22 protein-coding genes are annotated in these 24353 nt (G+C 61.6%); 17 read left to right on the top strand and 5 right to left on the bottom strand.

Annotated features, from left to right (window positions below; translation table 11 throughout):
* Positions 1 to 175 precede the first annotated feature (175 nt).
* A complete protein-coding gene (locus M3G14_RS03125) occupies positions 176 to 964 on the top strand; it encodes a nitroreductase family protein (protein WP_259924564.1) in 789 nt (262 codons plus the stop codon).
* Positions 965 to 971: 7 nt separating this feature from the next.
* Complete coding sequence (locus M3G14_RS03120) at positions 972 to 1331, top strand: DUF488 domain-containing protein (protein WP_259924561.1); 360 nt, start codon at positions 972 to 974, stop codon at positions 1329 to 1331.
* 78 nt (positions 1332 to 1409) lie between these two features.
* Here the strand turns inward: M3G14_RS03120 and M3G14_RS03115 are convergent, their stop codons facing one another.
* Positions 1410 to 1787 carry a cupin domain-containing protein gene (locus M3G14_RS03115; RefSeq protein WP_259924681.1) on the bottom strand — a complete coding sequence of 126 codons (378 nt, stop codon included), beginning with the start codon at positions 1785 to 1787 and terminating at the stop codon, positions 1410 to 1412.
* A 404-nt stretch (positions 1788 to 2191) separates the two neighbouring features.
* Here M3G14_RS03115 and M3G14_RS03110 point away from each other — a divergent pair, with 404 nt between their 5' ends.
* From M3G14_RS03110 to M3G14_RS03085, 6 genes are all read left to right on the top strand, one after another.
* Positions 2192 to 3190 carry a TAXI family TRAP transporter solute-binding subunit gene (locus M3G14_RS03110; protein ID WP_259924559.1) on the top strand — a complete coding sequence of 333 codons (999 nt, stop codon included), beginning with the start codon at positions 2192 to 2194 and terminating at the stop codon, positions 3188 to 3190.
* Between the two features lie 4 nt (positions 3191 to 3194).
* A complete protein-coding gene (locus M3G14_RS03105) occupies positions 3195 to 3674 on the top strand; it encodes a DUF1850 domain-containing protein (protein ID WP_259924558.1) in 480 nt (159 codons plus the stop codon).
* Positions 3675 to 3705: 31 nt separating this feature from the next.
* Positions 3706 to 5727, top strand: a complete 2022-nt coding sequence (locus M3G14_RS03100) for a TRAP transporter permease (RefSeq protein ID WP_259924557.1) — start codon at positions 3706 to 3708, stop codon at positions 5725 to 5727.
* A 74-nt stretch (positions 5728 to 5801) separates the two neighbouring features.
* Entirely contained in the window at positions 5802 to 6479 is a 678-nt protein-coding gene (locus M3G14_RS03095) for a DUF4352 domain-containing protein (protein WP_259924555.1), read from the top strand.
* A 488-nt stretch (positions 6480 to 6967) separates the two neighbouring features.
* Positions 6968 to 7420, top strand: a complete 453-nt coding sequence (locus M3G14_RS03090) for a hypothetical protein (protein WP_259924554.1) — start codon at positions 6968 to 6970, stop codon at positions 7418 to 7420.
* 173 nt (positions 7421 to 7593) lie between these two features.
* A complete protein-coding gene (locus tag M3G14_RS03085; protein ID WP_259924553.1) occupies positions 7594 to 8430 on the top strand; it encodes a DUF262 domain-containing protein in 837 nt (278 codons plus the stop codon).
* Between the two features lie 92 nt (positions 8431 to 8522).
* On the opposite strand, the gene M3G14_RS03080 is transcribed toward M3G14_RS03085, so the two are convergent.
* From M3G14_RS03080 to M3G14_RS03070, 3 genes are all read right to left on the bottom strand, one after another.
* The gene (locus M3G14_RS03080; RefSeq protein ID WP_259924552.1) at positions 8523 to 9497 is read right to left on the bottom strand and encodes a GIY-YIG nuclease family protein; all 975 of its coding nucleotides are present in this window, start codon (positions 9495 to 9497) and stop codon (positions 8523 to 8525) included.
* Positions 9498 to 9527: 30 nt separating this feature from the next.
* A complete protein-coding gene (locus tag M3G14_RS03075; protein WP_259924551.1) occupies positions 9528 to 10844 on the bottom strand; it encodes a short-chain fatty acid transporter in 1317 nt (438 codons plus the stop codon).
* A gap of 186 nt (positions 10845 to 11030) precedes the next feature.
* On the bottom strand, positions 11031 to 12176 hold the full coding sequence (locus M3G14_RS03070) for an MFS transporter (protein WP_259924550.1): 1146 nt from the start codon (positions 12174 to 12176) through the stop codon (positions 11031 to 11033).
* A gap of 268 nt (positions 12177 to 12444) precedes the next feature.
* Between M3G14_RS03070 and M3G14_RS03065 the strand changes: the two genes are divergently transcribed.
* Together M3G14_RS03065 and M3G14_RS03060 are read left to right on the top strand one after the other, a co-directional pair.
* A complete protein-coding gene (locus tag M3G14_RS03065) occupies positions 12445 to 13797 on the top strand; it encodes a TRAP transporter permease (RefSeq protein WP_259924548.1) in 1353 nt (450 codons plus the stop codon).
* Position 13798: 1 nt separating this feature from the next.
* A complete protein-coding gene (locus M3G14_RS03060) occupies positions 13799 to 14089 on the top strand; it encodes a hypothetical protein (RefSeq protein WP_259924547.1) in 291 nt (96 codons plus the stop codon).
* Between the two features lie 4 nt (positions 14090 to 14093).
* Here M3G14_RS03060 and M3G14_RS03055 read toward each other — a convergent pair whose 3' ends face one another.
* A complete protein-coding gene (locus M3G14_RS03055) occupies positions 14094 to 14759 on the bottom strand; it encodes a GntR family transcriptional regulator (RefSeq protein WP_396122179.1) in 666 nt (221 codons plus the stop codon).
* Positions 14760 to 14829: 70 nt separating this feature from the next.
* Here M3G14_RS03055 and M3G14_RS03050 point away from each other — a divergent pair, with 70 nt between their 5' ends.
* The 7 genes from M3G14_RS03050 (at position 14830) to M3G14_RS03020 (ending at position 24295) form a co-directional block, all read left to right on the top strand.
* Positions 14830 to 17631: an FAD-binding and (Fe-S)-binding domain-containing protein gene (locus M3G14_RS03050; protein WP_259924544.1), complete on the top strand. Its 2802-nt coding sequence runs from the start codon at positions 14830 to 14832 to the stop codon at positions 17629 to 17631.
* A 117-nt stretch (positions 17632 to 17748) separates the two neighbouring features.
* Positions 17749 to 18981, top strand: a complete 1233-nt coding sequence (locus M3G14_RS03045; RefSeq protein ID WP_259924543.1) for a TetR/AcrR family transcriptional regulator — start codon at positions 17749 to 17751, stop codon at positions 18979 to 18981.
* A 114-nt stretch (positions 18982 to 19095) separates the two neighbouring features.
* Positions 19096 to 20487: an aromatic ring-hydroxylating dioxygenase subunit alpha gene (locus M3G14_RS03040; protein ID WP_259924542.1), complete on the top strand. Its 1392-nt coding sequence runs from the start codon at positions 19096 to 19098 to the stop codon at positions 20485 to 20487.
* 37 nt (positions 20488 to 20524) lie between these two features.
* Complete coding sequence (locus M3G14_RS03035; RefSeq protein ID WP_259924541.1) at positions 20525 to 21076, top strand: aromatic-ring-hydroxylating dioxygenase subunit beta; 552 nt, start codon at positions 20525 to 20527, stop codon at positions 21074 to 21076.
* A 15-nt stretch (positions 21077 to 21091) separates the two neighbouring features.
* Positions 21092 to 22159 carry a VOC family protein gene (locus M3G14_RS03030; RefSeq protein ID WP_259924540.1) on the top strand — a complete coding sequence of 356 codons (1068 nt, stop codon included), beginning with the start codon at positions 21092 to 21094 and terminating at the stop codon, positions 22157 to 22159.
* The gene (locus M3G14_RS03025) at positions 22156 to 22857 is read left to right on the top strand and encodes a putative quinol monooxygenase (protein ID WP_259924537.1); all 702 of its coding nucleotides are present in this window, start codon (positions 22156 to 22158) and stop codon (positions 22855 to 22857) included. Before M3G14_RS03030 ends, M3G14_RS03025 begins: the two co-directional genes overlap by 4 nt.
* Positions 22858 to 22897: 40 nt before the next feature.
* Positions 22898 to 24295 (top strand): MFS transporter, encoded by a 1398-nt coding sequence (locus M3G14_RS03020; RefSeq protein ID WP_259924536.1) that lies wholly within the window; start codon positions 22898 to 22900, stop codon positions 24293 to 24295.
* Positions 24296 to 24353 lie beyond the last annotated feature (58 nt).

The following is a 24353-nucleotide window of genomic DNA, read 5'->3' as shown; positions in this document are numbered from 1 at the left end:
TACGTTAGTCGATGTTCAAGATATTCACTTGAATTTGCCGCAGTATATTCATAATTCCAGGTTGGAGTAGGCAGCATCACTGCACCGGGTGGAGCATCGCCAGGGCGCAGAGGAGGAAGTACGGAGGGACAGCGGGGCGTCGATAAGCGAGGGGCCCTGCGGTAGCGTGGACCGCATGACTGATGCACTCGCGCCTAAGCCCGAAGACCTCTCGATTGACGCGCCGCCGTCGGTGCGCACGCAGCTCACGCACCGCACGATCCGCGAGTTCACCGACCAGCCGGTCAGCGACGAGACGATGGAGACGCTGTACCGCGTGGCGATGCGGACCGCGAGCTCGCGGGGGATGCAGCACGCGAGCATCATTCGAGTGACGGATCCGAAGCTGCGGGCGCGGCTCGCGGAGATTGGTGAGCAGGAGTACGTCGAGCGGGCGCCGGTGTACTTGCTGTTTATTGTGGACTCGGCAAGGAATGCCGCTATCCTGCGGGAACAAGGCTACGACCCGGTGGCCGCAGGCAAAACGAAGGTGTTCGTCGAGGGGTTCACCGACGCCTGCTTGATGGCCCAAAACGTAGTGAATGCCGCCGAGTCGCTTGGGCTGGGTGCGAACTTCCTCGGCAATATTCACAACAACACGGCTGCGGTGATTGAGGCGCTGCGGCTGCCGCGCTACACCTTCCCCGTCGTCGGGCTGACGCTCGGCTGGCCAGGGCAGAACCCGCAGCTCAAGCCGCGCATGGCACCTGAGTTCCGGGTGATGGAGAACGGCTACCAGCACCGCACGAGCTGGTCCGAGGCGCTCGCCGACTACGACAAGGAGATGACCACCTACTACGACCTGCGCAACGCCAACAGCCGCGTGGACAGCTACATCAACCAGGTGGCCAAACTGCTCACGCCGCAGCGCGAGCGCGAGGATGAGTCGTTGCAGGCCGCACGCTGGCAAGGCTTCGTGATCTAGGAGGATTATGCGGATCTATACGCTCGGGTTCTCGCACAAGAGCGCGGAAGAGTTCTTCGACATCCTGCGCGAGTCCGGTGTGCAGCGGGTGGTGGATATTCGCCGCTCCAACACGAACCAGCTCGCCGGGTTTACCAAGAAGGAAGACCTGCGCTACTTCCTGCGGGTCATCCTGGATATGCCGTACACGCACGAGCTGGCCCTTGCGCCGTCGGCGGAGCTCATGCGGGCCTATCGGCATGACGAGATCGGTTTTGATGAGTTCGCTCGCCAGCTGCGCGAGGAGTACCGCGCCGGTGAGGTCTCGTCGCTGGATCGCTCAATGCTTAGCGACGCCGTACTCCTCTGCTCCGAATCCGACCCATAAACCTGCCACCGGTTAGTCGCCGCCGAATACCTCGCCGAAATCTGGGACAACGTGGAGATCGAGCACCTTTAGATTTGTTTAGCTGTGCCGTTCGCCGGTGAGCATGCTGAGCAACAGAATGTTGCCCTCCGACAGGGCATCGACCGGGCAGTAGACGGCGTGCGGCACGTGAGCGCGCAGGTGGACGACCTCGCCCTGTTTAAGCGGGAAACGCTCCCCGCCGCACTCGAATTCCAGGGAACCGTTGAGACACTGCACGGTGATGGGGTGGGCCGCTTTGTGGTCGGGAAGCGTCTGGCCAGGGCAGAAGTTAAACACAATGAGGTTCGCGCCGTCGCCCTGCAGCAGGCGCTTGACCCCCGGGCGTGCGTTGTCCGGCTGCGGGGCGACAGCGTTGATGGTTTGGATGCGCGTGGCGTGGTCGGTGGAGTCGCTGGAATCGGCGCTGCCGAACATCTCGGGACTGTTGACGGGTAGGTCGTCTTCTTGCTGAGACATCGTTGGGTCCAATCTTTGGGGTTTCGGCGGTGGCGAGGGGTCTTTGGGGTGACGTTCACGCACCACTTTATCGGCTTCTCGCGCGGGGTGTGGGAGGTTTTCCGGGTGTGCGGGGCGCAGGTGCAAATGGAGCTAGCTCCGTTTGCGGTTTTCGGTTTGGCGCGACCTCGGGTTTTAGCGGCGGCGTGTGTGCAAATGGAGCTAGCTCCTTTTGCGCCCCATTCATTGAGCACCCGCACCCCGCGTCACCGGTCACATTTCGGTCAATTCCAAGAAACTCCAGACATGACGTAGCTCATATTGCTAGCTTTATTGGAGTCAGGACACATACATCCCATCCCCTATCCTGATTGGAGAACACAATGCGTATTCGTTCTACAGCCGCCGCCGTCGCAGCCGCTGCCCTATTGCTTACTGGCTGCTCCGACTCCGGCTCGGACGCGGGCGGAGACTCCAGCAACTCGGCGAGCTCCGGCGAGTCCAGCGTGGACTTCGTCACCATCGCTACCGGCGGCACCTCTGGCCCCTACTACCAAATTGGCGCTGCCATGTCCCAGGTCTTGGGCGACACGCTGGGCGCTGATGCGTCCGTCCAGGCCTCGGGCGCCTCGGTAGAGAACATCCAGTTGCTCACCGATGGACGCGCGGAGGTCGCTTTCGCCATGGGCGATGCCACCCGCCAGGCCATTGAGGGCACGGGCCCCTTCGAGGGCAAGGAAGCGCTGAAGGATCTCAAGGCGATTACCGCGCTGTACCCGAACTTCGTGCAGATTGTCACCACGAAGAGCTCGGGGATTACCTCGGTGGAGGATCTGAAGGGCAAGCGCGTTGGCGTCGGTGACCAGAACTCGGGTGTTGAGCTCAACGCTCAGATGATTCTCGAGGCCCACGGCATGAGCTACGACGACATCAACCAGGACTACCTTTCCTACGCCGACTCGATCGACCAGATCAAGAACGGTCAGACCGACGCGGCGTTTGTCACCTCTGGCCTGCCAAACAGCTCCGTGATGGACCTGGTGACCACCGACGATGTGGTCATCGTGCCTATTGAGGGCGAAGGCATGGAGAAGCTGCAGGAAAAGTACCCCTTCTTCGAAAGCGATGCGATCCCGGGCGGCACCTACGACGAGGCAGAGGATGTGCCGACCGCTTCGATCACCAACCAGCTTTTGGTCTCCCCGAGCCTGGATGATGACCAGGTCTACGAGATCACCAAGGCGCTCTTTGAAAACTTGGACCAGATCCAAGGGGCGCACAACGCCGCAAAGCAGATCACGCTCGATTCCGTCGAGGATGGCCTGGCCACCGAGCTGCACCCCGGCGCGCGCCGCTACTTCGAAGAGGTAGGCGCGCTCTAGGGCAGTGCTTGTCGACGCCCACGTGCACCGACTCCGCGCCTTCGCCCTCACTCTCCTGCTCGCGCTCAGCCTGACGAGTTGCGCTAGCTCCCCGGAGCTCGTGGTGGCGGACGCGGAGTCTGGCACCGAGTTCTTCCACGTCGACGTCGACGAGGTGGATGCGCTTTCGCTCGCTTGGATCCACTCGATTGAGAAGACGCCGTGGGAGGAACGCTACCGCGTTGCAGACGATCACCTCGTCCTTACCGACGTGTACCTCAAGTCCTTCGGTGCGGGAGCCCCGACCGATCTTGAAGGCATAACACGCAACGAGGACGGCATGGTACACACCAGCAGCATCGATCGCGAGATTCCCCGGCTGCAGTGGGTCCACTCCCACGAAACGTCACACGCCCTGACCATCACGTTTCTGAACGGAGAGCCACCACTGGTTCTCGACGATGAAATCCCACATCACACCTTCGCTACCGTCTACGTGCGGTAGTACCCACCGAAACTGAGAGAAGGCAGTACCTATGGACAGCACCAACTCGGTATCCCGCAAAGTCGATCTCGACGCCACCAGGTCGGACAACGAACCTGAACAGATTACTGACGGCACGCTCGAGCAAGACGCGCAAGAGTTGCTGGAAAAGTTCGACCGCGAATCGCGGCTGCGAGAATTCGCGTCTCCGCGGACGGCTTGGGTCATCACAGCGTTTGCCGTTGTCGTTTCGCTGTACCACATGTATACGGCCTACTTCGGCACGCCGCCGGTGCTGGTGCACCGCGCTGTGCACGTGGCGATGATCCTGGTGCTGGCGTTTACCTTGTATCCCGCATACAAGGGAGCCAGCCGGACAAAGGTGCCAATCTACGACATCGTGCTCGCACTCGCGGCGATCGCACCGGCGGTATACATTTGCCTCAATTTCGAGGACCTGGTCCGACGCGCAGGTGTGCCAACCCAGATGGACCTCGTCTTCGGCATCTTGTTGGTCGTGCTGGTGCTCGAGGCTGCCCGACGCATCACGGGTTGGGCCCTGCCCATCCTGGGCATCCTTTTCATGGCGTATGCGCTTTTCGGCCGCGAGATGCCAGGCATGCTGCGCCACCGCGGCTACACCTGGGAAAACCTGACCAGCTTCTTGTACCTGACTACTGAAGGTATCTTCAGTACCGCCGTCGGCGTCGCCGCGTCCTACATCTTCCTCTTCGTGCTCTTCGGCGCAGTCCTGCAAAAGTCCGGCATGGGCCAGTTCTTCAACGACATCGCGCTCGCGCTCGCCGGGCAGTCCCGCGGCGGCCCGGCCAAGGTGGCCGTAGTGGCCTCTGGTTTTCTGGGGTCCATCAACGGCGCAGCCGTGGCCAACGTGGTGACCACCGGTGCTTTCACCATCCCGATGATGAAGCGCGTGGGCTACAAGCCGGTCTTTGCCGGCGCGGTCGAATCCTCCGCCTCCGTCGGTGGCCAGATCCTGCCGCCGGTGATGGGCGCCGCTGCGTTCATCATGGCTGAGACCCTGGGCATGCCCTACCGCGATATCGCCATCGCCGCGCTCGTGCCCGCCCTGCTGTACTACCTCGGCGTGATCGCACAGGTCCACCTGCGCGCGACAAAAGAAGGGCTGCGCGGCATCTCGAAGGAGAACCTGCCTGCGGTCAAAGAGGTCATGAAAGAGCGCGGCCACCTCATGCTGCCGCTGCTGTTTTTGATCTACATGCTCTTCTTCACCGGCCGCACCATCATCTTCTCCGCGCTGCTGACCATCATCGTCACCGTGGTGATAGCGCAGCTGCGCCCAGCAACCCGCATGTGCCCCAAAGAGATCATCGAGGCGCTTGCCGACGGCGCGAAGACCGCCGTGTCCGTGTCCATCGCCTGTGCCGCCGTCGGCGTCATCGTGGGCGTGGTGACCCTGACCGGCTTCGGTGTCACGCTGGCCAACGCGATTGTCACCATCGGCGCGGGCAACCTCCTGCTCTCGCTGATCCTTACAATGATCGCCTGCATCATCCTGGGCATGGGCCTGCCGTCGATCCCGACCTACATCATCACGGCCACGATGGCTGCTCCGGCGCTGGGACAGCTCGGCGTGGAGCCGCTGGTCGCTCACCTCTTCGTCTTCTACTTCGGCCTGTTTGCCAACATCACCCCGCCGGTGGCCCTGGCCTCCTTTGCCGCGGCGGGCCTTTCCGGCGGCGATCCGGTCAAGACCGGTTTCCAATCGATGCGTCTTGCGCTGGCTGGCTACATCATTCCGTTCATCTTCGTGTTCAACCCGGCAATGTTGATGCAAGACGTCAGTCTCGTCGAAGCGTTGCAGGTCACGGTCACGGGCGTCGTCGGTGTCCTCTTGCTCTCTGTGGCAGTGGAGGGCCATTTGATGGTGCGGGTGAACCCGATCCTGCGAATCGTGTTCGCGGCCGCAGCGCTGACGATGATGGCACCCGACCTGGTCACCGACCTGATCGGCGTTGCTGTTGCGCTTGTGTGCATTGTGGTTCAGTCTGTGCTGGCGAAGAAGGAAGGACTGCTCTCGGTCAAGAACATCTAACCCGGCAACGTGATGCAGCGCACACGGTTTGCTGCCACACTGGGGCCACGCATTCCCCGACGAAAGGCCCACGCATGAGCGATGACTTGACACTGAAAGAGTTTCTGGTGACCGGGGCAGTCGCATTTGTTGTGCTTGCCGTGGTGCTTGCCCTGCTCCCCGATGATGAGGAGGACGGGGCGTCGGGAAGCGAAGAGACCACGGTGGAGGGGACGGCGGTCTTCCCTTCGCACGGGATGGTCGACGAGAAGATTTCGGCAGCGAAGGAAGCGGGCGAAGCCCCGGCTACGTTCGGGGCCACAGGCGAAAGCATTGAGCCGGAGGGGGCGCGGCTGCAGGATCGGGAAGCGCCGGCGAAGGAGAGTTTCGAGCTTGTCCCGCTGGAAACCGGGGAAACCGCCAACGTGGTTGGGCAGCGTGTCTACGTCGGCCCCTTGCGCAACCTGGGCAAAAGCTTCGAGGGCAAGGATCTCGTATGTCACGATGTGTCCTTCCTCAACGGCATGGACTACGAAACATGGCTCTCGGCTAGCAACTTCTCGCTTATCACCCCAACTGGGCAAAAGATGGAGTACTCGCAGCCTTCCGCATTTCCGCGCTGGGACGGCTCCGTTCTCCCCGGGCAAACCACCAGTGGGGTGCAGTGCTATCAGGCTCCGATTACCGAGGGCACATACACCGTCAACTACACGCCGTTCAACGCAAAGTACCCGCTCGCAGCATGGAAATCGGGGCTGAGCAGCCCCGAATAGCGTAATTGTTCGAAAGATTGCGGGGGAGGCGGAGGGGACGTCGATAAATGGAACAGCTCGGCCCCCGGATGAACGTTCAGATGAGCAATTGAGCGTATCCGCTGGTCTGTGTTGTAAGTTAAATGAAAACTATTAAAGAAGCGGGACGTGTTGGGGCACTGGCACGCCTTCTCAATCGGGGTCATGGGGGACTGATGCACTTTTCTACAAACGAGGTGTCTGCCAAAGAAGCGGCGCTGATCTTAGAGGCGCTCCCGGAGCCAAGAAAGACAACTTATCTGCATTTAGCCGCACAGTACGCTGACGCTGAGACAGAGGTTCTCATCTTGGCTGCTCGCCTTTACATTTGGAATGGAGATGTGGCTGCTGCTGTAGACCGCTCTGCTTGTGAAGTCGAAATCCAACTACGCAATTTCATGGATCACGGATTCTCCCAATGGAATACGAGCCCATCACGTTGCGGGTCGCCAGAATGACTCTTGTACCCGATGGGCAAACTGGCCGAAATAACCACAAACAAGAATGGCATTGCGCTTGCGAGCATGGCTGAAATTCAACCGGGCACCGAAACGCCCACGCATGATGATTACGTAGCGGGGCTGACATTCGGTCAGTGGGTGCATCTTCTCCCCAAGCCACATGCGGGCGAACGTAATGCTCGCGTTGTTCTCTGGAATGAAGCGCTTGAGCCGAATCTCTCGCCCTATGGCCAAAACTCCACTAATCGCAGGCGTTTCCAAGGCCAGGCGCTAGCAGTCAAAGAATTACGAAACCGAGCTACCCACCGACGCCCGCTAGTCAAAGACCAAAACAGAATTCAGAATGCGCACCGAGACTGCATCGAATTGCTCCGCGCAATCAATCCTGAGTTAGGGGATTGGTTTAAGAACCAGAAATGGATACCAAACGTATTGGCCACGTCGCCGATACCAAGAGAATAAAAGATGGCCCCCGATTTCTCGGGGGCCAGAGCCTATTTGCCTTGCGGCTTGATGACTCAAAGATACGTGGATTTCAACATTGAGTCAACACGACCCACCGTAAGCGATGATCGCGCCGAATTTCCCCAACTACACTGAGGCCGACCGCACCTACAACGACCAAGGTGGTTTCCATGCAAGGCGCACGCCCGATCATCCAAGTGTTTGACGGCCAGCACCGCGAGCTCATCATTCCCGTATATCAGCGCAATTACGACTGGCAGCGGAAACAGTGCGAGCAGCTCTTCGATGACTTGGAGGAGATTATTCGTGAGGAGCGGGAGGCTCACTTCTTTGGTGCGATTGTGGGCGGCGGGACGTCGTTTGAGTGGTTAGTTATCGACGGCCAGCAGCGCCTCACCACCGTGAGCATCTTGATGCTCGCGTTGTCGAAGGCGATCGAGAACGGGGACATCCAGGCTGATGACGACTCCTTGGGTGTGAAGATTGTCGATTCCTTCCTCATGATCGGTGATCAACGGCAGGAGGTCCGGTTCAAGCTCAAGCCGGTCAAAGACGACAAGAAGGCGTATGACGCACTGTTTGGGGAACCGTCAGGGTACGTGGCGGCGTCGAATATTACGGCGAACTTCAAATACTTCCAAGACCGGCTGCGCGTGACGGAATATACGGCGGATGAGATTTGGGGAGCCGTCGAAAAGCTGCAGGTAATGCTGCTTGAGCTGGACAAAGATGACGATCCGCAGCGAATCTTTGAGTCGCTGAACTCGACGGGCTTGGACCTGACTGAGGCCGATAAGGTGCGCAACTTCATTCTGATGGGGCACACACCGAAGGTGCAGGAGAAGCTCTATGAGGACTTGTGGAACCCCATCGAGATGAATGCGAAGTTCCGGACTTCGGCGTTTATCCGCTGGTATCTCACGACGAAGAATTCTCGTACGCCGCGCGAGAAGGATGTGTATGAAGAGTTCAAACGCTTCACCCATGCTTACAGCACTAGCCTTTAAGGTTTTCGGGAACCTTAAAGTTTAGGGGCCTAAGTTTGCATCTTTCACGGAACGTTAAAGCTTAGCGCGTAAAAGGAAGCAACCGGCAGCAATTACGTATCCGTTCCAAGCCACTCTGGGTTCCCCCACTTCGCGGCGGCACCCATTAAGTCAGCCCCCAACTCTGTGTTGTGGAATCGCTGGTACATCGTGCCGCCGCGACGCATCATCCGCACGTTGAGGGCGTATGCTCCTTCCAGCATCACGTCGAGAGCAGGAAACTCTTCTTGCCCCATGATGACGTCATAGAGGTAGAAGGCATTGAAGATCCATCGCGTCGTTTCCGCGATCGGATACTCTCCATAACCCACTTCCCACCCGTGGTGACTCCCCTGGTACTTTGCGTATTCTTCGTTTCGCTCGGTATTGATCCACACTAGGGGCAGCTCACCGCCGTGAATGTCCCCGACCATCACTTCGATATTCCCCACACTGATGCAGAAGGTGCGGAAGTAATCACGCCGCTTATTTGTCGACGGTAAGCAGGACACCGTCCACAGCTTGCCCCGAGTGGCTAACGGGTCGGGGATGGTCTGGTGAATAAACCAACCTGCGATCTCCCGGGTAAAGAAGTAGTCCGGTCGGCGAGCCAACTGAAAGAATTTCGGCAGCGAGCCGTCGGCAAGTGTCTTTCGCTTCGCGCGATCCCAAGGGAGCGACACACTACTGCCCTCGCTGACCTCGATGACGTAGTCTTTTTCGCCGCGCGGGCGCTTGGTGTCCACCACGTTACGGAGTGAGCATGTACGCTCCGTCTCCGCGATGAGGATCCTCTCCGCAGCGAGCAGCGGCTCGGGTCCGGGGACGGGGAAGAATTCGAAGCCTACGATGTCGTCCCAGCGGCGTCGGTGGTCGGCAAAGCGGCGAACCACGTTCTCTGCCTGCCCGACGTAGGCTTCCCCGTTAGCAAAGCTCAGCCGGTAGATGCCGCGCTTATCTTCCCCATGGAAAAGCACGGAGACGGAATCGAGGTCCTCGACCTGGTAGGCGGTGCCTCGAAACGTCGCCTGCTCAAATTCAATTCCCATGTATTCGAGTGTAATGCGCCAAAGCGCCTCTTATAGCAAGGTCAGCAGCGTAAACCCAGCGCAGATGATCACCCCGGTGATCACGAGCCAAAGGATGCAGTAGCCCATGATGCTTCGCGCGTTGAGGCCGGCTACGCCCAGCAATGGGAGTGCCCAGAAAGGCTGAATCTGGTTGGTCCAGGAGTCGCCCCAGGCGAATGCCATGATCGTTTGCGGGATGCTTGCACCCATCGCCTCGGCGGCTTGCAGCATGACGGGACCTTGAATCGCCCACTGGCCGCCACCGGAAGGGATAAACACGTTGACCAGACCTGCGGATAGGAAGGTCAGCAATGGGAAGGTGGTGCTGTTGGCGATGGAGATGAACGCGTTGGAGAAGGTTTCTACCAGTCCTGATTCGCTCATGATGCCGGCGACACCGGCGTAGAGCGGAAACTGCAAAATGATGCCGCGGGTGGAAGTAATGGCTTCTTGCACAGCGTTGAGGAATTCCTTCACGCTGCGGTGTGCGAACAAGGCGAGCGTGAGGAAGATGAGGATTACCGTGTTGAGGTTGATGTTGAAGCCTTCCTCGACGAAGTACATCACCAGGTATGCCAGCGGCAGGACACCTAACAACATGAGCAGGGCGCGGGAGTTGTCCAAGCGTTCTGCGAAGGTCAACTCGCCTTCCGGCTCGTCGTGCACATGTTCCTCATCGACGGTATCGACGAAGCCAACGGCCTCTTCCTCAGGTACACGCATGACCAGGTAGAACCCAACGATGGCCGCGAAGATGGCAATGGTGATCGTTAGGTTCCACCAGCTGTACAGCGTCTCAGTGATCGGGATGAGTCCGACCTTGTCGTACAAGAAGTTGTCGGGCGTGGCCATCACGACGGGAATTGCGGAAGAGGGACCTCGCACAATCTCCGCGGAGTAGGCAGCAGCCACTACGAGCGGGAAGTGCACGCCCCTAATCTTTTTGCCCATTTCGCGGGCTACCAGCGCACCAACAACGAGTCCGAGGCCCCAATTCAGGTAGCAGCACACAAAGGAAATGACGGCGGTGAGCGCGTACGCGTGGTTCGGCTTTTTCGGAATATCGGTGAGCATACCCAGCAGCCTCTCCACTACCGGGCTGAGCGCGAGCACAAAACCTGTCAGCAGCACGAGCGCCATCTGCATGGCAAAGACGAACAGGTTGGAAAATCCGTCACCCCAGTACCCGATGACCTCCGTAAGACCGGAGTCCGTCAGACCGAGCGCGGCCAGAATCACAATGATGGTGAGGAAAATTGCGAGCACAAACGCGTCCGGCAGGTATTTCTGCACGACTCTCGTGGTGAAGTTGGCGAGGGTATTCACGTCCCCAAACGTCCTTTCAGGTCGTGCGTTGGGTTTCTTGCTTTTCGACGCCCAGCGCACCCTTTAGTTACTTGCACCATAAGAATCCGATATCCTCGAACAGTTCACAAGCTCAGGGGATAGGCAGCGCATCTCACGCATGAAAAATACAGTAAACCCGCAGGATAGATGACTTCCCCGGCCTATCTACACGTTCGTACCGCGAACGCGCCCCACCCCACCAACCCCCGCCACAGTCACCGCACTCATCGCCAGCAGCACCGCTGCCGCCACCGCAAACACCCACGCCCCAGCCGCGCTGTAGATCGGCAGGAACACGAGCGGGGTCAGCGCGTTGCCGTAGAACCGGAACGCCTGGACGGTCGACAGGATCTGCGCACCGCCCGGCGCGCGCAGGGTGAGCACGTTGATGGAAATCTGCGTGCCTTGCGCGGCGAGTACGGCCACGCCCCACAGCACGGCGACCAGGATCAGCGACGGCATCACACCGATTCCAATAAACGCCACGGCAGCGACAACCAGTCCGCCAGCGATCACCATGCGTGCACCGAAGCGGTCGGCGAGCGAGCCTACCCAGCGGGCGAAGATGAAGGAGGTAAACCCGCCGGCCATCACCACCACGCCGCGCAGTGCCGGGTCGGCGTCGAAGCGATCACCGACATAAAGGGCGAGCAGGAACCCAAACCCGATGACGCAGGTACCGATAGTCAGAAGCGTCAGCGACGCACGCACCACAGGCCAGCTGAGCAGGCGACCTCCGCGAGGTCCGCCCGCGCCTGCCGGCGGCGTCGACGGCAAGCCGGTCACCACGATGGTGAGCGCAAGGAAGAACAGCACCACGTACATTGCTCGCCAGCTGGCAAATTGCACGCTCAGCCCGGCAAGCAGCGGCGCGGAGAACAGACCGCAGGATTGCATCGCCTGATAGGTGCCGAGCGCTTTGCCTAGCTCGTCCTCGGGCGTCATCGCTTTGAGGATGAGTTGGAGCAACGGGGACGTAAAGGCGTTGGCAAGCGCGGCGGCTATGAACGCCACGACGAATAGCCACCACTTCGGGGTCAGCGCGAGCACAACAGCTGCGAGCGCGATCACGCCAAATGCGCAGCGCACCACCTTCGCCGGCTGCAGGTTGCGCACCAGGTAGGTGGAAAACAGCATGGCCGTGGCGAAAGACATTAAAAACGCTGTCATTGTCAGCGACGCCTGCCGCAGCGTAATCCCAAAGTCCGCCGCGAACTCCGGCAGCACCACCGCGATCGACTGCCCCTGAAACGGTCCGATGAATCCACCGGCCATGATCAGGAAGTTCCGAAATCGATCGAGCGCACGCATAACGCCCAAGCATAAACGCTCAGTCCATTCACCTCTCCAAGCTCTCGCTTGCCGACGCCACGCAGCCCCAATTCCCGTTTTCCGTTCACACTACGCACCGTCAACGGCCCGGCGAACCCGCTGCGTCCCCCATGAAAGCCACGACAGTTCCCAACACCCTCTCCGCTTCCACCCCCACAGGAGGGTAATTAGCGAAAAAACTGCGCGCTGTAACATGTTACCGGTAACGTGCTTCACATCACTTTTTGCTACTTGAAAGGAATGAGGCATGGGCATACTAGCGTTGTTCGTCTTCATCGCGATCACGGTGTTGATCAACGTTGTCCTCAAGCGCGATATCGCTGAGGCGCTCCTGCTCGGCTTGCTCGGCGTCGCCCTGTTCGGCGGGAAAGACGCACCCCAGCTCCTTTGGCACGGCATCACCAGCGCAATTTCTTCCGAAGTCACTTTCGCTGGCATGGCCTTCGTCTTTATGGGGATAATCGTCCAGTCCACCGGTTTGATCGACCGCTTGATTACCATCTTGAACTCAATCTTCGGCAGGCTGCGCGGCGGCGCGGGGTATGTGTCGACCCTGTCTTCCGCCATGATGGGCCTCATTGCCGGGTCGACCGCCGGCAACTCGGCAACGGTCGGTTCCGTCACCATCCCGTGGATGAAGCAGACTGGTTTTTCTTCCAATCGCGCTGCGACTCTTGTTGCTGGTAACTCTGGGCTCGGAGTTGCGCTTCCGCCAAACTCCACAATGTTTATCATCCTGGCAATGCCCGCGGCAGCGGCCTCTTCTGCAAGCCAGGTGTACGTCACCCTTGCTTGCGCCGGTGCCTACGCGGTCCTCTACCGACTGATTGTCGTCTGGTACTGGACGCGAAAAGACAACATTCCGCGGACTCCATCAGAAAACATCGTGCCCTTCAGCACTGCGTGGCAGCAAGGCTGGCGCTCCCCGTCCATTTTCCTGGGCATTCTCATCCCGGTACTGCTGACTATCGGGCCCGTCGCGTCGTGGCTCAAAGAGTCCACCGGCGTTGGCGAAGACGGCGTCAAAGCTATTTCGATCATCGTCTGGGTCCCCATTCTCATCACCGTAATCGCGCTGATCGAGGGTGCTGGCCGCATCCGACGCAACAATGCGCAGTTCCGCGCTCAGATCGTGCGCGACCTACCGAGCTTTGCGACGGTTGGCATCTCCCTCTTCGCTGCACTCGCCGCTGCGGCGATCATGGAGGAGCTTGGCGTCGGCGATCAGCTCTCCAACACCCTGAGCGCTTTCGACCTTCCCAAGTGGGCGATGCTTGTCGTCGTCGGTGTACTCGCTGTCATCGTGGCAACCCCGCTTTCCTCTACCGCCACCGCAGCTGCAGTCGGCGCGCCCGCCGTCGCCGCACTCACCGCCGTTGGGATCGACCCAACCATCGCGATCGTGGCAGTGCTGCTGTGCACCGCAACCGAAGGTGCTTCCCCGCCCGTCGGCGCGCCGATCTACCTGTCCGCCGCGATGGCCGACGCCAACCCGACCAAAATGTTTGTCCCGCTGATTATGTATTTCGTCCTGCCAATGATCCTGCTTTCGTGGCTCGTTGGCATGGGCTTCCTACCGGTATACGTTCCAGGAGTCTAAAGTGTCTGCCATTTTCAAGATCTTCCGCGTGCTCTTCTATGTGTTCCTCGCTGCCTTCCTCATTGGTGGCTTCGTCCTGGTCAGCCTGCAAGCAATCGGAGTATTCATGGGCAGCGGCGACGTCGTCACCGGAGCCGATGACACGCTCGCGCCGTGGGTGTTTGGCGCTGCGACGCTGTGTGCCCTTGCGGCATTTGTGCTCGGCTACCGGCCAGAGGCACGACAGGCTCGAAAAGCACAGGCAGCAAAAGAGCGCGAAATTGAGCAGGAACGCAAACAATCAAGGGAGTAGTTTGCTAGACATCGATCACGTGGTTCGACCAGACCGCCTCGACCTTCTCGGCAATCAAGCTGTCGGCCAGCGCATCCTGCCCCTCGTCGATTTCCGCAAGGAGCGCTTGGCGGGTCAGCAGCTTTCCCGTAATCGTGAGGTGCTCGCGCATCGTGGCTGCCGCTTCCGCGGGATTGCCCGCGATGATCGCTTCAATGATCGGTCGGTGCTCGTTGAGGATGTCGTGCAGCGTCCTCGACGTGCCCGCAGTGGTGTGCCCCAGAATCCCGGTGATATCCCTGAGTCGTTCCATCACGCCTTGCCCGTACCGCGAACCGCTCATCTCGTAGAGCTGGACATGCAGCGCCCGGTCGTACACGAAGAACTCGGATTCGTCCCCCTGGTCAGCACACTTCTGCATGTCAGCCATCAGTTGGTAGACCGTCGCCAATTGCTCCGGAGTGCGCAGACGCGCAGCGCGATACGCGGCAGGCGGCTCGAGCCCCAGGCGGATAGCAAAGATCTCCGCGACGTCGCTCGCGCCCGTCTCAATAATTTCAAATCCACGGTTCTTCGCGAATCTCACAAGCCCCGCTTCCTGCAGTTTCAGCAGTGCCTCCCGCACGGGAGAGCGCGAAACCCCCATCTCCTCAGCCAGTTGCGCCACGCTGTACCATTCCTCCGGTTTCATGGCCCCTGACTGAATGGCACCTCGAACGTAGTCCACCACCGCATCCGCTTTTCTCGTCATAAGGAACACAATGGTACCTGAGTCTCAACCCTCTCTCCTGCAGAAACTTCGCCGCGACATGCCTACCCGCGCCGCCTATTCCTCAGACGCCTCGCTCTTCCGTCGTGTTCCGGCCGCAGTGCTCGAGCCGGAGTCGGTGGAAGATGTGCTTGCGGGCATTGCATACGCCAAACAGCAGGGATGGCCGATCGTCGGACGCGGCGGCGGGTCGTCGGTAGCCGGGAATGCCATCGGCGACGGGCTGGTCATCGATACCTCCCGCCATTTCAACCGGATCCTTTCCATCGACCCGGAAGCACGCACCGCCGTTGTGGAGCCAGGCGTCGTTTGTGATCAGCTCCGCCAGGCAGCAGCGGAATACGGGCTGACCTACGGCCCGGACCCCTCGACGCACTCGCGCTGCACCATCGGCGGCATGGTCGCTAATAACGCATGCGGTTCGCACTCGGTGGCCTACGGGACGGCGGCCGAAAACCTCATCGACATCACGATGGCGCTCCCTAGCGGGAAATTAGTCACGTTTTCCGAATCCGGCTGCGACGACCCTGAACTCGATCAGGCGCTGAAGGATCTCTACGCCGAACACAAAGCGCTCATCAGCAAGGAGCTCGGCCGCTTCCCCCGGCAGGTTTCTGGCTATGGGCTGCATTACTTAGGCACCGACGTCGCCAAGGCTCTCGCTGGCTCCGAAGGCACCCTTGGCGTCATCACGCAGATGACGGTCCGCCTTATCCCCAAACCGGCGCACACAGCCCTCGCTGTCCTATCTTTCGGCGATGTGTTTGCCGCCGCGGCCGCCGCACCCCGCCTGCGTCAACCAGGCGTAGCAACCATTGAAGGCATGGGGGGAGACTTGCTCGCCGCACTGCGGTCGAAGAATGGACAGGAGAACGCCGGCGATAACCTCCCGGGGCAGCCGCACGCGGGTGGCTGGCTGTACTGCGAAACCACCGGCGATACGCAAGAGGAGGCTGTCGCCGTCGCCAATGCGTTGACCGAGTCCATCGAGCACACGGGTGCCGTCGTGGTGAGCGACCCGCAGGAAGCGCGAGCGCTGTGGCGCATCCGAGAGGCATCGGCTGGCACTGTCACCCGGCTTCCCGACGGCGGCGAAGCGTGGCCAAACTGGGAGGATTCCGCCGTCCCGGCCGAAAACCTCGCTGACTATCTGCGAGAGCTCTACGCGCTGATGGCGAAGTACGAGTACCGTGGCATCCCCTTCGGACATTTTGGCGAAGGCTGCGTGCACGTACGCATCAGCTTCGACTTCCACACCCAGGAGGGAATCGAGAACTTTGAGCGCTTCATGAACGAGGCTGCAACCCTGGTAAGCAAGTACGGCGGTTCGCTCTCCGGCGAGCACGGCGACGGGCGCGCCAGGTCGTCGCTGCTGTCGGCGATGTACAGCGCAGAACTTCGCTCCGTGTTTGAAAAGTTCAAGCTCCTGTTTGACCCGCAACGAGTCATGAACCCGGGCGTGCTGGTGTGGGCTGATGCGGTCACCGAAGGGCTGCGCATGGAGCCAAGCCAGCGACGCAACGAAATCCAACCTACGCAGCTGTTTTTGCAGGACAAAGGCAGCTTTACCAACGCGGTGAACCGCTGCGTCGGAGTCTCGGCGTGTCGCTCGATGGAGGGCGCAATGTGCCCCTCATTCCAGATCACGCACGACGAAGTGCACTCGACCCGCGGGCGCGCCCGCGTGCTCTCCGAGCTGTTCCGGGGCGAAACGGTAGCGCCATCCGATGTCGAGGAGTCCCTTGACCTCTGCTTGTCGTGCAAAGCCTGCGCATCTGAGTGCCCCGTCAATGTCGACATGGCGAGCTACAAGTCTGAGTTTTTGCACGACCGCTACGCGGGAAAGCTCCGGCCGCGCGTGCATTACCTCATGGGGTGGCTGCCCATTCTCAGCGAAATTGCCCACCGGCTCCCGCTTGTCCCCCGCATCGCGGGCGCACTCATGCAATCCCGCATCCCTGCGAAGATCATGGCGAAGGCTGGTGGGTTGGACGCAAGCCGCCCGTTGATTAGCTTCGCCCCAGAATCCCTGCAAAAGTGGGCAAAGAAGCGCGCTCCGAAGTACGTCGGAGAGCCGATCGTGTTGTGGCCAGACTCCTTCAACTCGAAACTCAATACGCAACCTGCGCAGGCGGCCGTCGAGGTCTTGGAGGCCTTAGGTTTTCGGGTGATCATCCCCCAGGAGTTTGTCTGCTGCGGGCTGACCTGGCACTCGACGGGCCAGCTCGATATGACGCGAAAGGTGCTGGAGCATTCAGCCAAGGTGTTCGAGCCCTACATTGCACAGGGGCTAGACGTGGTGGCGATCGAGCCTTCGTGCACGACGATGCTGCAGCACGACGCGGTTGCGCAGACACGCGACCCAAAGGTCGCGCGACTCGCCGCCGCAACGAAGTCGTTTTCCGAGGTAGTCGCGCCCAAGATCGAAGCACTCGTGGCGCAAGGCCGCATCACGCCGCAGTCCGGGTCGGTGCTCACCCAGGTGCACTGCCACGAAAGGTCGCTCGGTGACCCGCAGCAATCGGCGGCCATCCTCGCCGCGTTAGGGTACGACCAGGATCAGATTCAAACTGGTTGCTGCGGACTAGCCGGCAACTGGGGCTACGAGGATGGCCACGCGGAGATGTCCTTCGAGCTCGGCGAGAGGGAGCTCTTCCCAAAGGTGCGCGAGCACGACGGCATCGTGGCTGCCGACGGCTTCTCCTGCCGCACCCAGGTGCAGCAGGGCACTGGCAAGGCACCGCTGCACATTGCCGAGATCGTCCGGGACGTGTTGCAGGAGTCGGGTCTGTAGCTTCACCACCCAGCTGCGTTTTCACGGCGCGGTTCGGTACAATTACGTGGATTTCTCCGGCCCCGCTCCGCTGAAGCGTCGCCCGGCCCGTGAAGGTGTAGGAAAGCTGCGTTACCAATGGCTCAGAGTGTGACCCCGCGAGGCGGGAAGAAGTACGACGAGATCATCGACGCCACCTACCGCCTGGTGCAGCGCAATGGCTACAGCAACACCTCCATCGCGGCGATCAAGAAGGAAACAGGCGCCAGCGCGAGCTCGATCTATTGGATGTTCGAAAACAAGGACACGCTGATCTCCACGTCGCTGGAGGCGCAGTACCCGGATGGCACCATTGCCCAGGAGTGGTCCTCGTTTCTTCCGGATGTGCCGTTGATCGAGCAGCTGCGACACCTGCTTTCCTCGGTGCTGGAGTCCGAGCAGCGCGGCCGCGCGGTACGCACCGGCCTGCTTCTAGCCCTGGAGGGTTCCGCCCAGGCCCTCCCCGTGCAGGAGCCTTTTCGACGCCGGCGTGCCGAGGCGCTGCGCGCGTTCCGTCTGTGGTGGGGGCGGGCGCTGGTGGCGTCGAGAAGCGAGAGCGGCTTGGACGTCGAGCTGGCGGCGGCGCGGATGAGCGCGCTGACCCAGTGGTTCCTCGACGGGCACTTTATTGGTGATGTGTACCTCAAGGACGAAGACACCGAGGCGCGGCTGGAGCTGATGGCGCAGGCGATGCTCGCGGCTGCGGCCTCGCCGTTTGTCACCGCCCCCGAGGCGCAAGGCCCGGCGGCGCACGAGGAAGATGCCCCCACGGACCTTTTGGGGCACGTGCGATCTCTGGTGGCGCAGCGCGGGTACGAGGGGGCCACCTTCTCGCAGATTTGCGCTGCTGCCGGGGTTGCTCGCAGCTCGATTTATTGGAAGTACGAGGACAAGGACGCGCTGATCAAGGACGCGTTTGTGGGCCCCTACCTGGAGATGAAGGGCGAACTCGACAGCTTGCCGGACGCACGCGAGGTGGGTATCGCCGAAGCGTTGGCGCGCGAGCTCGTAGCGATGAACGAACGGCTGCACGCGTCCCCGCTTGTGGCTGCGGGCGGGCTGTTGATTGCGGCTCAACGTCGGAGGCCGCCGACGCCTGCAGGCTACGCGCTGATTGCGGGTTCGCGCAGCAGCGAGCAGCGGCTGGCGAGCTGGCTGGAAACGACCGACCTGTCCGACGAGGTCAACCCCACCCACGTGGCGTGGCTGTTTAACCGGCTACGCATCGGCATGGTGGCGGGCGTCGCGCTGCAAGATAACGCGCTGCGCATGAGCGAAGCCATGACCATCGGGGCGATTGCGCAAATGCGCTCCCACTACGCGACCTCCTAGCCACCCCCGATTACACCAACTGTGTTCCGTCCACTGGAACGTTAATTCCAGCCTGCCTCCTCGCGGTCTAAAGTCACCCCCAAAGATGACGCAGATCACTAAGGAGAAGTGGCTATGAGTGAGATCGCTAAGCTCATTGACCCCGTTGGAGGGTATGTTTCCGGCAAAATCTTCGCCGACGAAGACATCTACCGCCAAGAGCTGGAGACGGTCTGGCAGCGCACGTGGGTCTTCCTCGCACACGAGTCGATGCTGCCGAAGCGCGGCTCGTACATCCAGACCTACATCGGCGAGGACCCCGTCATCGTCGTTCGCCAGAAGTCGGGCGAGGTCAAAGCCTTTCTGAACCAGTGCCGCCACCGCGGCATGCGCATCTGCCGCGCCGACCGCGGCCAGGCCAAGTCCTTCATGTGCTCCTTCCACGGGTGGGCCTACGATCTCGAGGGCAACCTGGTCTCCATCCCGCAGGAAGCCAACGCGTACCCGGACGGCATCGACAAGTCGAAGCTGTCTGCCATCAAGGTGCCGCGCATCGAGAACTACAAGGGTTTCATCTTCGGTTCCTGGGACGAGACCATTCCGCCGCTCGAGGAGTACCTCGGCAACGCGAAGTACTACCTGGACGGCTACCTCGACCGCTACGAGGGCGGCATGGAAGCCATCGCCGTACACAAGTGGGTGCTGCCGGCGAACTGGAAGTTCAACGTTGAGCAGCCGACCTCGGACATGCAGCACTCGGAGATTTCGCACGTCTCCGCAGTGGAGGCCCTCAGCTCCGGCTCCGACACCTTCGACCGCAAGACCGGCCGCAAGAAGATCCCCGAGGGCCGCCAGTTCCTCAGCCCCTACGGCCACGGCGGCGCCTTCTTTGGCAAGCGCGACGCGGAGATCCCCAACACCGGCCCGGCGCTGATCGAGTGGGAGGACACGATCCGCGAGTCGATCGTCGAGAGGCTTGGCGAGTTCCGCGAGGTCCGCGGCCACATGAACGTCTTCCCCAACTTCATGCTCCTGGGCAACTACACCTTCCGCGTGACCCACCCGCGCGGGCCGAACGAGATGGAGATCTGGTCCTGGGCATTCGTGCCGAAGGACGCGCCGGAAGAGGTGAAGGAGGCGATCCGCGTCGACGTGATGCGCACCTTCTCCCCCGGCGGCATGTTCGAGCAGGACGACGCGGAGAACTGGGAGGAAATGCAGCACATCCTCCGCGGCGCGAAGTCACGCGAGACCGGGTTTACCTACAACATGCGCCGCGTCCCCGTTGCTTACGACGATGACGGCTACCCCGGCGCGTCCACCGCGCACGTCTACTCGGACAACGCGGCGCTGAACATGTACGGCTTCTACCGCGACCTTATGGAAGACAAGCCCTGGGACCAGCTCAAGCAAGAGCGCGGCGGTGTCCCGGAGGTTGACCAGCGCGACTTCACCGCGGTGATGGAGCCGGAGGCCGCCAAGGCCGCTGCTGCGTCCGACGGCGCGTACGAAGGCAACGTCGATTAGCGGACTTACTCGACCCGACACTTTAAGGAGCACACCAATGACGACGACTACCGAGCAGCCGGTCACCCAGCGCCCCGCCAGCGCGGAAGACGAGCGCCTGATCGCGCGCTTCCTCTACGACGAAGCCGAAATGATGGACAACATGCAGTGGGAGGACTGGCTCGACTGCATGCACGAAGACGTTGACTACTGGGCGCCGGTCCGCGAAAACCGCGTGGCCCGCGAGCGCAAGGAGGAGTTCTACCCGAAGGGCACCTCGGTCTACTTCGAGGAGTCCAAGGCGTTTCTGCGCCAGCGCGTTGTGCGCCTGAACACGCACATGGCGTGGGCGGAGGAACCGCCGTCACGCTCGCGTCACATGCTGACCAACCTGCGCATCGATGAGCGCAGCGACGGGGCCTTCGCGGTTCGCTCGAACTTCATGATCTACCGCTCGCGCGGCGAGCGTTACCAGGACACCATTGCGGGCGAGCGTCGCGACGTCATCGTCCGCGACCCGGATTCGCGCTACGGATTCTTAGTGCTCGAGCGCGAGATCCGCTTCGATATGGCCACCATTCTTGTCAAGAACCTCTCCCTGTTCTACTAAGGAAAGGACCTGCATATGACCGCACAGATCGAAACTACGAACCTGCTTCGCATCGGCGTTGTCGTCTACGACCTCGACGCCAAGATCAAGGAATACTCCCGCATCTACGGCATCACCGACTGGGAAACGGGCGAGCACGCGCCTACCGACGCCATCGCGCACGGCCGCCGCACGGTGGCCACTCCGGGCACGTGGCGCAGCGCCGTGGGCACCACGCCAGCCGTTGAAGGCGAGCAGGGACCGGGCGGCCGCCCGGCCTCCAGCCTGACCTTCGAGCTCATCGAGCCGACCGGCGGCGAAAGCCCGTTCAACGAGTTCTTGCGCACCAAGCGCGAGGGCATCGCTTTCCTGCAGGTCCGCTCCACGGCGGCCGACGAGGCGGCGGTTGCCAAGCACTTCGAGTCGCTCGGCTACGACGTCGCCTACACCGCAACGGTGGACGGCACCACGCGCACCTTCTATGACACCCGCGAGAACCTGGGCGGCTTCCTCGTGGAGATGCTCCCGGCCAGCGCCGAAGACCCGGCCGCGGTGAGCACCGATACGCGCCCGACCCAGCCGGTGCAGGGCATGTACCACTTCGGCGTGCTCGTCCACGACGTCATGGCCGCGCTGCCCCACTACCGCGACGTCTTTGGCATCCAGCGCTTCGAGATGAAGACGTGGGAGACCGGCTTCGGCCGCCTGGACAAGCCCTACTACCGCGGCAAGGACGGCGATACCGGCTACTTCACCGCGCAGGGCACCGCCGGCGACTTCGGCTTCGAGATCATCTCGGTCAACCACGGCGACTGCCACTACAACCGCGAGTTCTTCGACGAGCGCGGCCCCGGCATCCACCACTACTTCGCGTGGATGACCACCGAGGACGCCGACTGGGACGAGGTCGTCGCCTCCATGACCGAGGCCGGCCACCCGCTGTGCATGGGCTCCGGCCTGCGCGGTGGCGCCGCCGAGTTCGGCTACTTCGACACCTTCGAGGCGCTCGGCGGCTACCTCATCGAGATCGTCATCCGCCGCGAGCCCCCGAAGCCCGAATTCGCCGCGCCGGACTGGGTCGTCGACTTTGAGGAGCTCGTATGATCCGCATTATCCACCGGGGAGCGACCGACTCCCCCGAACAGTTGCTTGCCGACGTCGCCTCGCTGCGCCAGCGCGAAGGCATCAAAGAGGCAGAAGCGTACCAGACCCTCGCGGTCGAGGATGAAGACTGCGCGGTGGCGATTCTGGCGGAGCAGGTGGCTGACTATGCCGCGGTCGTCGAGAAGCTGCCCGAGCTGCCGCACCTGCACCAGTTCGTACAAGATGGCGCGACCGAGCTCTACGAGCAGTCCGCATACGCCCTGGTCGACGGCGTCTGGGCACCGGAAGCAGGCAGCGATTCCCGCATCATGTGGCCGGCGAGCGGACCGGTGAGCATTGTCATCCAGAACGCCTTTGTAGACAACCCCGAGATGCGGGCGCTCACCGCCCAGGAGATCACCGAGACACGCCGCGAGCCGGGCTGCTGCTACTACGCGTGGATGGAGAACCTGGAGCTGCCTAACCACCTCATGCTGCTCGAGGTGTGGGCGGACCAGACGATCTACGACCACCACTGGTTCGGCCGCATGGCCACGGGCGAGTACCGCGGCGACTCCGGGCGTACAGCGACCACGCCGCAGCGCGGTGCGCTCACCCGCGAGTTCTACCGGCAGCAATCCTTCGAGTACCACTACGGCCGCCTGTTGCCCGCGGCCACCGAAAACTATTCCCACTCTGTTGTGTGGTCCGCGCGCTAGCCGGCCACCCCCCCCCATCCCACCCTTTGGAGAAAACCACATGACCAACATCACGCACGCTCCGCCGGCCGATCACGCGAAGCACGAGCGCACACCGAAAGAGCGACGCCTCGCGCTCGCCTCCTCCTTCCTCGGCTCTACCGTGGAGTACTACGACTTCCTGCTCTACGCGGCGGCGGCCGGCCTGGTCTTCCCGCAGCTCTTCTTTGCAAACATCGACCCGCGCCTGGGCACGATGCTCTCCTTCGTCATCTTGCTGACCGGCTACCTCTCCCGCCCGATCGGCTCGATGGCGTTCGGCCACTTCGGCGACAAGTACGGCCGCAAGAACGTCCTGGTGATCACGCTGTTGACGATGGGGCTGGTCTCCATCTCCATCGGCTTGATGCCTTCTTCGCAGGTCATTGGCGCTGCCGCACCGATCCTGCTGGTCATCCTGCGTATCGTCCAGGGCATCGCCATTGGCGGCGAATGGGCGGGTGCCACCTTGATGGCGATGGAGAACTCCACGGCCAAGAACAAGGGCTTCGGTGCCTCCATCGCGATCGCCGGTGGCCCGGCGGGTGCCATCCTGTCCACGCTGGTGCTCGCGGTGTTCGCTCAGATGTCCGGCGACAACTTTGCCAACCCGGAGCAGTACTTCGTCACCGACTGGGGCTGGCGCGTGCCGTTCCTGTTCTCGGCGGCCATCGTCATTGTCGGCCTGTTCATGCGCGCGAACGTGAAGGAATCCCCCGAGTTTGAGGCCGCCCGCCGCGCTGGCAAGGTGCACACCGGCGTGCCGCTGGTGCGCATGCTCAAGGAGGCTCCGCGCGAGCTCGTCCTCGGCGCGCTCGCCGGTATGGCCGGCCTGTTCGTCCAGGGCCTGCAGGGGTCGTTCATGGTGCCCTACATCGTCAACGCCACGGCGGACACGGCATCGCCGGTCAGCCGCTCGACGGCGCTGATGATGGTGACCGTCGGCTCGGCGTTCGCGATCTTTGTCATGCCGGCGCTCGCCGCCCTGTCCGACCGCCTCGGTCGGCGCCGGGTGATGCTCGCGGGCGGGCTCGTCTCTATCGTCGGCATCTGGATTGTCTTCAACATGATCGACTCCGGTGACCCGACCAAGATCTGGCTGGGCATGGTCCTGCTCGTGTGCGTGGTGCAGCCCGCGCAGTACGGCCCGATCGGTGCCTTCATTTCCGAGAAGTTCGTGCCCGAGCTGCGCTACACCGGCTCCGGGATTACGTACCAGGCGGCGTCGATCCTCGGCGCGGGTACCGCCCCGCTGGTTGCGACCCGCTTTGTCACCCCCGAGACCGGGCTGACCCCGCTGGCCATCATCATCTCCGGGCTCTTCGTCATCTCCTCGCTGGCGATCTTCTTCTCCAAGGAGACCGCCCACCACATGAGTCACGCTGAGCGCTTTACCGAGACCAACCTGTTCAAGGGCTAAGCGCGCGTTCCGCGCTCGCCTTGCAAAAGTCCCCGCCACCCCCTTTCGGCGGGGACTT

The organism is Corynebacterium sp. p3-SID1056 (genome assembly GCF_025152525.1).
Taxonomy (GTDB): Bacteria; Actinomycetota; Actinomycetes; order Mycobacteriales; family Mycobacteriaceae; genus Corynebacterium.
This window is presented reverse-complemented; position numbering and strand designations above follow the sequence as displayed.